A 13640-nucleotide genomic window follows, 5' to 3' on the forward strand; every position below is an offset into this window, starting at 1 on the left:
TCTCCCAAAAGATATAGTTGTTACTATATTTTTAAAGAAATGAAGACAAAGTGACAAGTTGTTTATTTTTATTTTTTCTAAAACTAGTGATTTCTGTTCCACGTAGAACATTCTTATTACGAAGAGCAATCATCATACGCCCCTCAGTATTAGGAATATCGATCAATGTTTCTTCTACTATCTCCCACTTGTTACCAAGCCAGTCCAGGTCTTCTAATTCGTAGAAGTTTGGACCCTTGTAAAAGATCACATTTACAGTCTTATCTGTAATAATAAGAGGAAGAAGGTTTTGTATTGTTGAAACAGCTTTGAATGTTATCGTACAGTCACGATCAAAATACACATGCTCAAATCTTTGGTGGTATGTCTTTACATTATCAAGACCAATTGCTGCTGCAATTTGATTAACAACTTTGGACTTCTTACCTCTTGCTTCAAAACCAATATATTTCTTATCAGGATTCAAGCTTGCTAATGGTAATAAAGGAAATCCTCCACCGAAACCAATATCTACATGTATCTTAGTTTGATCATAGATCTTTTTTAAAGAAGGAATGTCTTCAATAGGTTTAACACTGTCTACATATTGCTTATCGAAGAACTCTTCTGCTGTATTAATTCTTGTAAGGTTAATTCCAGCAAACGGCCCATTGATTTGCTCAAGGTAGCGTTCACAAAATACTGTATCTTTCATCATAATATATTTCCTGCTACATATGCTAAGGTAGCTGGCCTAATTCCTACTATTCTTTGTAACTGCCCAAAACTTTCAGGCTTTATTTCTGTAATACGTTGTCTGCACTCAAATGAGATATTCTCACTAGCTACTAGCTTTTGCCAATCCACAGGCTTCTTACTAAGTCTGTTGATTTTAGCATTTTCAACTAGAGCACGATCAATATAGCCTTCGTACTTTAGTGAGATAGCTACTGTACGAATAACATTTAAATCAAACTGAAGATTATTCTCAGCTAACTCTGCCACTAAGACATCCACTGGATTCAAGTGTGCTCTCTTAGACAATTCGGCCAAGGTAATATTTGAACTTAGTGGTCCATAGCCCTTCGACTCAAAGTATTCCTTATTCTTTGGATTAGCTTTATATGTATAATTCTTAGCGATATGCCAGATAATATTAAAGCCCTGCTCATAGCTGTCTTGATAGCGATCGATATCTGCATACAAACCTAATTCTTGGCGATATTTCTTCATACGTAGAATAGTATTATCCTCACGTACATAAAGACGGTTTTCGTTACGTGCAGTAAATAATCGATAAGGCTCATCTCTCTTATTCGAGACAAGATCTTCTACCATTACACCAATATATGAATCATCGCGATCCAATATAAACTTATCTGCGCCAATAGCAGATCGAGCTGCATTTATACCAGCTATTAAACCTTGTCCTGCAGCTTCTTCATAACCCGAAGTACCGTTTACCTGACCAGCAAAATATAATCCAGGCATTTCCTTCGATTGCAATGTTCTGTCCAAGCATGTTGTATCGACAACATCGTATTCGACAGCGTAACCGTATACTGCAATCTCTGCCTTTTCTAATCCTTCAATAGTACGGATAAAGTCTAGCTGTATCTCACGTGGGAGTGATGTAGAGATACCATTTGGATAAAATGTATCTAGCTCCAGTGATTCTGGTTCAACAAATACGTGGTGCACGTCCTTATCTTCATAGCGATAAGCTTTATCTTCAATAGATGGACAATATCTAGGCCCAACACCCTTAATCTGTCCGTTAAATATAGGGCTTCTCTCTTTATTGTCACGAATAATCCCAAGAGTCTTTTCATTGGTCTTAGTAAGGTGACATGAAACCTGATCCACAAATCGTTCAGTTAATCCGTGATTAAAATGGAAGTTTACTGCTGTAGGATCACTTTCCTGCTCCACCATTTTAGAAAAATCGATGGTATCTCTCTTTAAACGAGCAGGAGTTCCTGTTTTAAATCTAGTTTTAAGTGCTGTTACACCTACAAAGATATTCTCGAGAGAATCAGCTTTAAGACAATCTACACGACCACCGTCAGATTGTTCCTCTCCAGTGTGCATCTTACCTGCTAAAAAAGTACCAGTAGTAACTACAATCTTCTTTGAGAGATACTCGCCTTCAGTTGTCTTAATGAGAAAAGATTCCTGATCTTTACTTACTCTTTCCACCATTTCACGAATAACAGTAATATTATCGTTGGCAGCTACTTCCGCCTCTGCATTTCTAGCATATACTTCTTTATCAATCTGTACACGAGTTGACTGTACAGCATAACCTTTAGATTCATTAAGAGTTCGATATTGAATAGCGCTTCTGTCAGCAAGCTTCCCCATGATGCCACCTAAGGCATCTATCTCTCTTACAACCTGACCCTTGCCCACTCCACCAACTGCTGGATTACATGGAGCTGATGCTATACTTACACCAGGCATAGTAACGATTGCTACCTTTAGGTCAAACTGAGCGGCGGCCCAAGCAGCCTCTAGTCCTGCATGTCCCCCACCAATAATTGTTACATCAAACATATGTTTCTCATTTTGTTCCACGTGGAACTTTCTGCGATTAATGTTCCATGTGGAACAATTGTGCGCAATTCTAATAATAATGTTCTACGTGGAACATTTAAGCTAATTTTTCAGAAAAATCAATGGTTTATATATTATTTACCTATGCAGAAGTTGGTAAAGATATGTGTAAGTGTATCGTCAGGGCTAATGATTCCGATTAGTTCTGCAGTTTTCTTTTCTAGGATAGAAACTTCGGATGAAATGATAGCTATATCATCTAAGTATTTGATATTATTAGCAAAATCAGTAAATTTCCCATAAATATCATTGATTACGACACGATGTCTTTCAATAGAAATCGGGTCACTTTTACGTAATTTCATATACTTAGATAAAATATCCTGAGTAATTAAGTCAGTTATATGAACTGGTTCTATAGGACCAGTTTTTATTTGTGGTTCTATAGGACCATTTTCTAGACTTGCCCCCATAGGACCAAGTTTTGATTCTTGTGGTTCTATAGAACCACTTTCTGAATCTGGTCCGATAGGACCACTTATTTCAACAAGACTTCCCTCACCTTTTGAAGTGTCTGCACTATAGTATTTAATAGCTTTTGGAAGATTCTCTTGTAATTCTTTTAAGTTAATCTCACCATTAAATTCATCAAAATGAGTAAAGATTAAAGCATCAAAAAGTGTCTCTTTAATATCGTGGTATTGGTATTTTTCAACTTCATTAATATTGATCAGAAGAATTTTATAGAATGCACCTTCTATTAAATTGCGACTTCTTTTGATCCCTTCTTCTTCAATTACATCTGTCGTATTACGTAGACCTGCTGTATCAACGAGTTTAAAGGTTTCATTACCTAGACTAATATATTCTGAAATATAATCACGAGTTGTTCCTGCTATGTCTGAAACTATTGAGCGTGATTCATTTAAGAATAAATTAAAGAGAGAACTCTTACCTGCATTAGGTTCACCACAAAGAACAATATCTGGAGACATTAAGCTCTTAGCATTAACACTTGCACTTTTATAAAGTGAAGTTATATGGCCACTGATATCTGCAACAGCATCATCAAGTAATTTCTGAGACTGCTCCTCCCCTACATCTTCTGCAAAATCAATATTGATTTCAACAGCAGCTTTTAGTTTTAAAAACTTGTCGTAGAGATCAGTGTATTTTTGATAAAGGCTACCATTTAATAGTTTAAGTCCTTCATCAAGCATTAGAGAAGAAGAAGCATTTAAAAGTGCATCAAGTCCTTCGACCTGTGCAAGGGAAAGCTTCTTATTCTTTAGTGCTCGATAAGTGAATTCACCATTCTTTGCTAAACGAAACATACCGGAGTTAATGAATGCATTCATTATACGCTTTAAATTAAGCGTATTACCGTGTGCCGCAATCTCTAATATATTTTCACCATTGTAACTATGCGGGCCCTCAAAATACGTAATAACGACTTCATCTAGGAAGTTTCCATCCTGGTCGTATAACTTTGTAAAAGTGGCCTTGCGAATTTCGAGATTTGATAAATCTTTTTTGAAAAATGGTCCTATAGAACCAATGTCGGAAAAACCAGATAAACGGATAACCCCTATGGCCGTATTCTCATTTAGGCCAGTCGAGCAAGCGACAATAGGAAGGTCATCCGTTTCGTATATCATGGTTTATTAAGCTTCTGCTGTTTTATAAACGTAAAGTTGTTGTGCAATTCCCAGGATGTTTGAAACTGTAAAATACAGATTTAAACCTGCTGGAAGATCTTTCATAATAAAAATGAAAACGATCGGCATAATATACATAATCTTCTGTTGATTAGGATCAGCAGATGTCGAAGGATTTAGCTTAGTTTGCACTAGCATTGTAATCCCCATAATTGCTGGAAGAATATAGTATGGATCTTTTGCACTAAGGTCAGTTAACCAAAAGTAAAATGGAGAACCAACTAGCTCAACAGAGTTTGAAATAGCTTGGTAGAAAGCAATAAAGATTGGAATTTGAAGAACCATTGGAAGACATCCACCTAAAGGTGAAGCACCTGATCTTTTAAATAATTCCATTGTTTCTTTTTGTTGCTTCATTGGATCGTCAGCATACTTTTCTTTTAGCTTTGCAATCTCTGGTTGAAGAACTTGCATCTTCTTCATTGATCTAAAAGACTTAGCTTGTAATGGATAAGTTGCAAGACGAATTACAATTGTTAAAAGAATAATTGCAACACCGTAGTTACCTACATATGTGTAGAGAACTTGCATTGCTTTTAGAATTGGAACTGCAAAAATTCCAAAGATACCAAAGTCGATTGATAGATCTAATTGATTATCAAATCCTAATAGGTAATCATAATTTTTAAGAGCATAAAGAATATAACCATTATAGTTTTTCTTACCATTAACAGCTTGAAAGAAGATCTCTCCGCCTTCAGTGGCCATATAATTGATTGTTTGCTTATCATTAAAAACGTTGAAGAAAACGTGATGATTGAAATCAAGAGCAACCCATTTTAAGTTCCCCTCACCTTTCTCATCTGATTCTAAGTTATAACGATCAGTATCCATACCTTGAACAACATACTGACGATAAGTTCTGTTATCAGATTGCTTTTCAGTAGCTGCCATATTGTATGAAAGTCTAAAATCCTGAGCACCATTTAATTCATAAGTTAAACGGCCATCATTTTCTAATTTTAAACGAATCGAAATTTGCTTATTAAGATCATTACCTACTACTTCGTTTTCAACTGTTTGTTCATCGAATACAAAGTTAAAGTTTTGTAGATTATTATTAGTATCGATTAACTTGAAATTAAAAAAGTTATCCTTGTCTGAAAGCTCTTTTAAAGTCATTGAAGTTTTATTACCAGCTGCTTCACTAAAAGAAAGATCACTATTAACTGTATAGAAAAATGATCCTGCTTTAAGAGTAACAGACGTCAGGTTTGTTGCTTTATTCGAGTGTGTTGCAATTGGCTTCGTTTCAGATGAATTAGAAGATGCGTTTTGTGTTTGTACTTGTTCTTGTTTTACTGGTTGTTGTACAGGTTGGTTTGAACTGAAAAGTGCTTGCCATGTGAAAACAATAACACCAGTAAGAACAAACGCTAAAACAGTGCGTTTTTGATCATTATTCATTCTTTAATACTCCTAAAGTGTATTTTCTTAAGTCCTTAAGTATGGAGATTTTTAACACGCTATAAAGGAGTTGTTAATCTTTTATTGAATTTTTGCAAAGGCGTTCACAAGGGAATTTCGAAGATCTTCTTTTGGATTTTGTGAACTTTTAAAAAGTCGATTAGAAACCACAATCATAAAATCCTTACCGTTGTTACGGTACGAACTTGTACGAAAGAATTCTCTAATAATTCTCTTACAAAGATTACGCTTATTAGCTTTACCGACTTTTTTAGTTACAGAAAAACCTACTCTTGAAACTTCAGAGTTAAGACGTGATGGCTTGTAATAAATACGAAGCCAACGATCAGTGATTACTTGAGAATTTTTTCTTAAATAAGAAAAATCTTCAGTTGATAGCAGTCTTGAACTTTTATCAAAAGTGCTATCAACTGATGTCATTATTTCTTACCGTGAGAAACTGTAAGTTGCTTACGTCCCTTAGCTCTACGAGCTTTGATAACGTTGCGACCACCAGCTGTTTCCATTCTTTTAAGGAAACCGTGTACTCTCATTCTTTTCTTTCTTTTTGGCTGCCAAGTTCTTTTAGACATCTTCAACCTACCTAACTATAACTGTTTAACTAAAAATTAATATTGTAAGGGCTAGTATTATACCATTTCGCATCACTGGTCAATGGCCCTGTACATAGTGCAGGCCAAAATATTTGATTTATTTGGCCATGCGTAAAAAACCCATTTTTTTATTGGCCTAGGATTTTGGGCCATGATACAAATTCTCCCCACAACACGTAATTAAAGAAAAATTGACGAGTAAACCACTCAAGGGAATGGATCATGCAGGGAAATTTTCCTTTTAATGAATTTTTGAAGAATTCTAACCCAACAACAAATAAAATCAATAACATAGAAGATCTTGCCAATAAGAATATTATCGAAGATCCCTTCAATATTAAGCAAAATTTAAATCAACCTTATAATAGCTCTAGCCTATCGGACGATTTCTTTAGCGCTGATGAGCTGGATATGATGAATAATGAGATTCATAACTCATTAAAATCATTAGTAAATCCACAAAAATATGCTTCTTTTTTCCAAGGAGACTTTTTTCGTCTTAAGAATATTGACGGTGAAAGAGCGATATTTTCGACAACGACTAACTTTATTAAGTCATTTATCGAGAAAAATTTAAACCAAATCAGCCAAAGTATTGTAAATACGTTAGGTAAATCGTATCAAATCGAGATTATTGCTAATAATAACAATAACTTATCTCAACCTAGCCTATCTCAACACTTAAATAATGGTCCTATAGAACCAAGTCATACGAAACCTAGGTCAGCAAATGAAATCTCATTTTCGCTCGATCTAGAGCCTGTACAAGAAGACCTACTTTCACAAGTTGAGTCTAAGTATATTGATCACGTAAGTGATGACTACAATAACATCGTCATTGATAAGTCTAAAACGTTTAAAAATTATGTTATTGGACCATCAAATAATATGGCCTACGCTGCTTCAGTAGCGATTGCTAAAAGTCCTGGTAAAGCTGGTAAATATCCGTCGCTTTATATTCATTCTAATTCAGGACTTGGTAAGACTCACCTCTTACATGCGATGGCCAACGGTATTCACAATCAATACCCTCACTATGTTATCTGCTTAATTACAGCACGTGATTTCATGAAGGAAATGATTGAATCAATTCGCAATAAACAGCTTCCAGAGTTTCGTCAAAAATATTCTGATAAAGTTGATGTTCTAATGATTGATGATGTTCATGAACTTAAAGGTAAAGAAGGAACGCAAAGAGAATTCTTCCATATCTTTAATGAGCTATATCAAAAAGGAAAACAGCTAATCTTCACTTCTGATAAAACTCCACAAGAGATCAATGGACTTGAAGAAAGAATTAAGACTCGCCTTCAATGGGGTCTTGTCGTTGATATTCAAAAACCAGATATTGAAACTCGTGTTGCAATCATTAATGCTAAGGCTGATGATCTCGACCTATTCCTTTCTGAAGACATTGTGAACCTGATTGCATGTAATGTTAAAAACTCGATTAGAGAGCTTGAGGGTGCTCTAATTAAGCTTTCAGCCTACTCTGATATCATGAAGGTTGATATCGAATTAGAAATGGTTAAAGAGGTTCTAGGACTCAGAGATTACGAAGACGAAAAGAAAATTACAATTGAAGGAATTGCTAAGCAGACTTCACAATACTTTAAAATTCCAGTTGCTGATCTTAAGTCTAAATCACGTGTAAAAGATATCGCTAATGCACGCTTTGTTGCCATGTACTTATGTCGTAAACTTGCAAGCTTAACACATGAAGAAATTGGACAGTTCTTTGGTGGACGTGATCACAGCTCTGTTGTTCACGCTGAACAAAAGATTTCAAAACAATTGTCTCAAGATCCAATGCTTTCTAAGACAATTATGACGATTGAAAATTCGTTATAATCCCCTACTAAATTACTGACTAGTCAACTGACTAACCAATACATAGGCCGTGTTATTCACGGCCTTTCTTATATATTTTCACATCCTCAATATTGGCCGGCCATTTGGCCAGTCGGCCGTGGATTATTGAGTGGCCAATCCCCTAGACTATCCACTAAAAATTTGTGGAATGTTAATAATCTGACTAGTCATTAGGCCGACAAATTCACACCAGTATTTGACTAGTCACTTTTGGTCCTACGAAATGTTAGTTATTCACGGCCAACGACGGCCAATCCACGGCCAAGAAAATTAATTGTGAATTAATAAATACTGTAATAATAGATACTTATACATTATTTCTAAACTTATTCACGGCCGTTAATAATATTATCGACACAAATTAAGGCCGTGGATAAAAAAGTTATCAACATGTTTGTAAATTGTGAGTAAATGACTGGCCAATTTAACAAAATTTAAAGAAATTTTCTTGGCCAAAAAATTATCCACAATAGGCCGTGAGCAAAAAACTAATAACACCACATATTTGTTACGTTTTAAGTAATATACGAATAAATGCAAGGCACAAAAAAAAGTAGTCAACGATTGCTAACAATGGCCAAATTGAGAAAAGACGCTGTTAAAAGGGGAGTTGCCACTTATGAACTTATCCACAGGATTATATATAATATATATATAAATATATATAATAAGAAGAACACTTAAATGCTCTAGACAGCCTTGCTAACTAGTGTTTTCCATTATACAACAATACAAATAATTTTCTGATAGGAATAAAGATGAAGCTTAGGGTTGATACAGATAACTTAAGAGATGCATTAAATAAAATTTTAACTGTAATTGATAAGAAGAATTCAAGACCAATATTAACATATACGTTACTAACTGTTAGCAATGATAAAATATATCTTTCAGCAACAGATCTTGAGGTATCAGCAAAGTATTCAATTAATGCATCAACTGAAGGAACAGCTTCATTTTGTATAAACGCTAAGAATCTATTTGATATATTAAAAGAACTTCCTAACACAGATATCAACATCGAGTTAGAAGATGGTGAAAATCTACTAAAAATAAATTGTGAAGAAATTCATTATTCACTTTTAATTTACGAAGCAGATGAATTTCCAAAGCTTCACTTTGGAAGCGAAAATACTTTCACACTAAATTCAGATGATCTTTTAAATCTAATTACTAAAACTTCATATGCAATCTCAAATGATGAAACAAGACTTCACTTTAACGGAATCTATTTCCAAGAAGTAGAAGGGAAGCTAAGAGCTGTTTCAACTGATGGACATCGTTTATCTCTAATCGAAAATGATATTGCTGAACAAAATAATGAAGCTCTAATTAATGGAATTATTATTCCTAAGAAGGGTGTAGCAGAACTTAGAAAAATCGCTGAAACATATCCAGGTGCAAATCTGTTTATTTCTGTTGATGACTCATATTTATATGTAACAGCTAATGAGCAATACCAATTAGGTATTCGTTTAATTGCTAGAGAGTATCCTAAGTATCAAGCTGTAATTCCAGCTAAGACTACTTACTCACTAACAGCTGATAAAGAAGTAATTCAAAACGCTATTAGACGTATTAAAATTATGTCTAATGAGAAATCAAATGCAGTAAAGCTTAAGCTAACTGAAAACCATATGACGATCTCTGCAAACCATCCTTCACTTGGTGATGCTAAAGAGACGATTCCAGTTGATTACGAAGGTAAGGAAATTGAAATCGGTTTTAACGCTCGTTTCTTATTAGATTCAATTGCAATTTTAAATACTGAAAATGTAACTTTCGAATTTAACAATGAATTTTCAGCGGTAATCGTTAGATCAAATGATATCCAAAATTATCTTGGAATTATCATGCCACTTAGAATCTAGTACTGAGACGCTTTGAAACTTGTAAAACTTCAGGTAACAAATTTTCGAAATCTAGAACCAGATATAATTTCTTTCAATGGAAATATTAATTGTATCCTAGGTGAAAACGGAAATGGAAAAACAAATATATTAGAAGCTCTACACGTTCTAGTGACGAGAAAATCTTTTCGTAAAAATACAACTTTTCCACAGCTATTAAGTATTGATGGGGATAACCCTGAGATATTATTTTCATCTCTATTTCTCGATGATGGCGATAACGTAACTTTCAGTGGAAAGATGAATCCTCAAGGATCTACCTGGGCACTTAATGGGAAGAATACGAAAAAGAAACTCGATGCAAAGTTAGTTTTTATCAATCCATTTGATTCTTATTCATTTTCAAATATTCCAAGTTTTAGAAGAAAGTGGTTTGATGATCATTTATCAATGCTTAGTCGCGATTATAAGAAAGTATTAAATCAGTACAATTCCGCGCTTAAGTTTAGAAATATTCTTTTATCTAAGAAACCATCACAATTTCGTGAGCAGTTAAATGTAATTGATCGCCAGATGGCAGATTATGCTTATGAGCTAGTTGCCATGAGAAATCAATTCGTAACTGAACTAATTCCGTTTTGTGAAAATACATATCGTGACATCTTTTCAGAAGATCATTCACTTAAAATTGAAGTTGATTCTCGTTTTCATGGATTTTCACCAGAGATGATCTTTGATTATATGCAACAAAGGCTAGAAAAGGACCTAATTGTAGGTCATACGACTTATCAAGTTCACAAAGATGACTACGTGCTTCTTTTTGATGGGATGAATGCTTACGAATTTTGTTCTTTAGGCCAACAAAAAATGTCTTATTTGAGCCTCTTATTTGCCTATATAGAGCTATTTAGGTATAACTTTAACACCTATCCAATTGTACTTATCGACGACGTCTCAGGGGAATTAGACAAGGCGAGATGGGGTAGGCTGGTTAAATTTTTGGAACAACGAGAGTTCCAAGTTTTAATCACGACGGCAAATGAAAAATTTAAGGAAGAATTAGAAAAAATTAATGGCGCAAATAAGATCTATATTTCGAACGGTTCCGTTAACTAGTCTTCCAAAAAATTATATTTTTAAAACAACACACTGACACAAGAAATTGGAAGAGAGGTTCCTTTTGGAAAATCAAGAAAATCAAGCAGGAAGTATTGGTAAGGTCGGACAGGAATATGGTGCAAGCCAGATTAGTGTTCTTGAAGGACTAGAGGCCGTAAGAAAAAGACCAGGGATGTATATTGGTGATACTGCCAATCGTGGTCTACATCACTGTGTATATGAAATTGTAGATAACGCAGTCGATGAAGCACTTGCAGGTTATTGTAGCGAAATTAAAGTTATTATTCACGTTGATAACTCTGTAACAGTTATCGATGATGGGCGAGGGATCCCAGTTGATATTCACCCGAAAGAAGGTGTATCGGCAGCGGAACTTGTATATACAAAACTTCACGCAGGTGGAAAGTTTAACGAAGAAGGTGGAGCTTATAAAGTTTCAGGTGGTCTACACGGTGTAGGTGCTTCTGTTGTAAACGCACTATCTAAGTGGGTTAAAGTTGAAATTAAAAAGCATGGAAAGATTCACCAAGTTGAATTTAACCATGGTGTAACTAAAGAGCCACTTAAAGTTGTTGGTGAATTAGAAGACAAAACTCAAACAGGTACTTCTGTTACTTTCAAACCAGATAATGAAATTTTTGAAGTTCACGAATTTAATTACGATACATTAACAAATCGTTTTAGAGAGATGGCCTTCCTTAACAAAGGTCTTAAGATCGTTGTTAAAGATGAGAGAACAGATAAGAATGAAACTTTCCACTATGAGGGTGGTCTTATTCAGTTCGTAGAATATCTAAACAGAGCTAAAACAGTAGTACACAAAGATCCAATCTATATTGCAGAATCAAGAGAAGATTACGAAGTAGAAATCTCAATGCAATGGACTGATTCATACTCAGAAGTTCTTTCTGGTTATGCCAACGCAATTACAACTCCAGGTGGGGGGACTCACATTTCTGGTTTTAAAACTGCACTAACTCGTGTTCTAAATGCATATGCAAAAGATAATAACCTGCTTAAAGGAATTAAAACGAATTTAACAGGTGATGATATGAGAGAAGGTTTAACAGCGATTATTTCTGTTAAGCTTCCTGAGCTTCAATTCGAAGGTCAAACAAAAGATAAGCTAGGTAACTCTGAAGTAGAAGGTATCGTTAACTCTCTAGTAGGGGATGCACTTAAGAGATATTTAGAAGAAAATCCACAAACTGCAAAAACAATTATTAGAAAGTCTGTTGATGCAGCTGCAGCTCGTGAAGCCGCAAGACGTGCTCGTGAATTAACTAGAAGAAAGTCAGTTCTAGATATGGGTGGTCTTCCAGGTAAAATGGCAGACTGTCAGGAAAAAGATCCAGCTCTTTCTGAAATCTACATCGTTGAGGGTGACTCTGCCGGTGGTTCTGCAAAGCAGGGACGTGATCGTAAGTATCAAGCAGTTCTTCCTCTTAAAGGGAAGATCCTTAACGTTGAAAAAGCTCGTTATGACAAAATGCTTGGTAACGCCGAAATTAAGATGATCGTTCAAGCGATGGGTACAGGTATTGGTAAAGGTAACTTTGATATTTCAAAACTTCGTTACCACAAACTAGTTATCATGACAGATGCCGACGTCGATGGTTCTCACATTAGAACACTTATTTTAACTCTTCTTTATCGTCAGTTCCCTGAGCTGATTGAGCAAGGTTATGTTTATATCGCTCAACCACCTTTATATAAATACAAGAAAGGTAAGAAAGAGATTTATCTAAAAGACGAAAAAGCACTTGAGACATTCCTTGTTGCAAACGCAATTGAAGGAACTTCAATTAACTTCAATGGTGAAATGATTGAAGAAGAGACAGCTAAAGGTCTTATTAATAAATTCACTCAATACGACAAAACTCTTAAGTCTTACGATATTCACTTCGATACGTTCTTACTAAGACACTTAATTGAAGAAATTGGTATCACTGCAGCTGATCTTAAAGATCGCTCAAAACTTGATGGTATTGTTGCAAAACTAGATGAACACTTTAAAACTCAAGAGTCTGAAACATTAAGAAATTACTCATTCTCAATTGAAGAAGACAAAGAGCATGCATCAAATCTTATTCGTATCAATGTTAAAACAACAGCACGTACGAAGAAATTTAAACTTAGCTCATACTTCCTAGAGTCTTCAGAATACGCAGATCTTATGAACCTTTACGATGGTATCAATAAATTTAAAATTGGTAAGTTCATTGTTAAAGGTGAAAAAGGTGATGCAAAAGAATTCGAATCACTAAGAGGTTTTGCTTCTTATATTATCGATGATGCTAAACAAGGCGCGTACATCCAACGTTATAAGGGTCTTGGAGAAATGAACCCTGAACAACTTTGGGAAACAACAATGAATCCAGAAAATAGAACTCTTCTTCAAGTAAAGATTGAAGATACTATTGAAGCAGATTCAGTATTCTCTGTTCTAATGGGTGACCAAGTAGAACCAAGAAGACAATTTGTTGAAGAAAACGCACTTAATGTAAGAAATCTGGACGTATAGG

At 34.9% G+C, this 13640-nt stretch carries 10 protein-coding genes; 4 read left to right on the forward strand and 6 right to left on the reverse strand.

The window, feature by feature from the left end:
- Positions 1 to 31: 31 nt before the first annotated feature.
- From ACMAYX_RS13825 to rpmH, 6 genes are all read right to left on the reverse strand, one after another.
- A complete protein-coding gene (locus ACMAYX_RS13825) occupies positions 32 to 697 on the reverse strand; it encodes a 16S rRNA (guanine(527)-N(7))-methyltransferase RsmG (RefSeq protein ID WP_412472060.1) in 666 nt (221 codons plus the stop codon).
- Entirely contained in the window at positions 694 to 2535 is a 1842-nt protein-coding gene (gene mnmG / locus ACMAYX_RS13830; RefSeq protein ID WP_412472061.1) for a tRNA uridine-5-carboxymethylaminomethyl(34) synthesis enzyme MnmG, read from the reverse strand. Before mnmG ends, ACMAYX_RS13825 begins: the two co-directional genes overlap by 4 nt.
- Before the next feature lie 134 nt (positions 2536 to 2669).
- Positions 2670 to 4193: a tRNA modification GTPase gene (locus ACMAYX_RS13835; protein ID WP_412472062.1), complete on the reverse strand. Its 1524-nt coding sequence runs from the start codon at positions 4191 to 4193 to the stop codon at positions 2670 to 2672.
- 6 nt (positions 4194 to 4199) lie between these two features.
- Complete coding sequence (yidC, locus tag ACMAYX_RS13840; RefSeq protein ID WP_103218605.1) at positions 4200 to 5660, reverse strand: membrane protein insertase YidC; 1461 nt, start codon at positions 5658 to 5660, stop codon at positions 4200 to 4202.
- 81 nt (positions 5661 to 5741) lie between these two features.
- Positions 5742 to 6101, reverse strand: coding sequence for a ribonuclease P protein component (rnpA, locus tag ACMAYX_RS13845; protein WP_103218604.1), 360 nt, complete (start codon positions 6099 to 6101; stop codon positions 5742 to 5744).
- A complete protein-coding gene (rpmH, locus tag ACMAYX_RS13850; RefSeq protein ID WP_103218603.1) occupies positions 6101 to 6253 on the reverse strand; it encodes a 50S ribosomal protein L34 in 153 nt (50 codons plus the stop codon). The genes rnpA and rpmH overlap by 1 nt, the downstream gene beginning before the upstream one ends.
- 273 nt (positions 6254 to 6526) lie before the next feature.
- On the opposite strand from rpmH, the gene dnaA reads away from it, so the two are divergent.
- The 4 genes from dnaA (at position 6527) to gyrB (ending at position 13639) form a co-directional block, all read left to right on the forward strand.
- Positions 6527 to 8125, forward strand: coding sequence for a chromosomal replication initiator protein DnaA (gene dnaA, locus ACMAYX_RS13855; RefSeq protein WP_412472063.1), 1599 nt, complete (start codon positions 6527 to 6529; stop codon positions 8123 to 8125).
- Between the two features lie 779 nt (positions 8126 to 8904).
- Positions 8905 to 10017: a DNA polymerase III subunit beta gene (gene dnaN, locus ACMAYX_RS13860; protein ID WP_103218601.1), complete on the forward strand. Its 1113-nt coding sequence runs from the start codon at positions 8905 to 8907 to the stop codon at positions 10015 to 10017.
- 12 nt (positions 10018 to 10029) lie between these two features.
- Positions 10030 to 11112, forward strand: a complete 1083-nt coding sequence (gene recF / locus ACMAYX_RS13865) for a DNA replication/repair protein RecF (protein ID WP_103218600.1) — start codon at positions 10030 to 10032, stop codon at positions 11110 to 11112.
- A gap of 64 nt (positions 11113 to 11176) precedes the next feature.
- Positions 11177 to 13639: a DNA topoisomerase (ATP-hydrolyzing) subunit B gene (gene gyrB / locus ACMAYX_RS13870; protein ID WP_412472064.1), complete on the forward strand. Its 2463-nt coding sequence runs from the start codon at positions 11177 to 11179 to the stop codon at positions 13637 to 13639.
- The last annotated feature ends 1 nt before the right edge of the window (position 13640 follow it).

This window comes from Halobacteriovorax sp. RT-2-3 (assembly GCF_047085075.1).
GTDB lineage: Bacteria > Bdellovibrionota > Bacteriovoracia > Bacteriovoracales > Bacteriovoracaceae > Halobacteriovorax_A.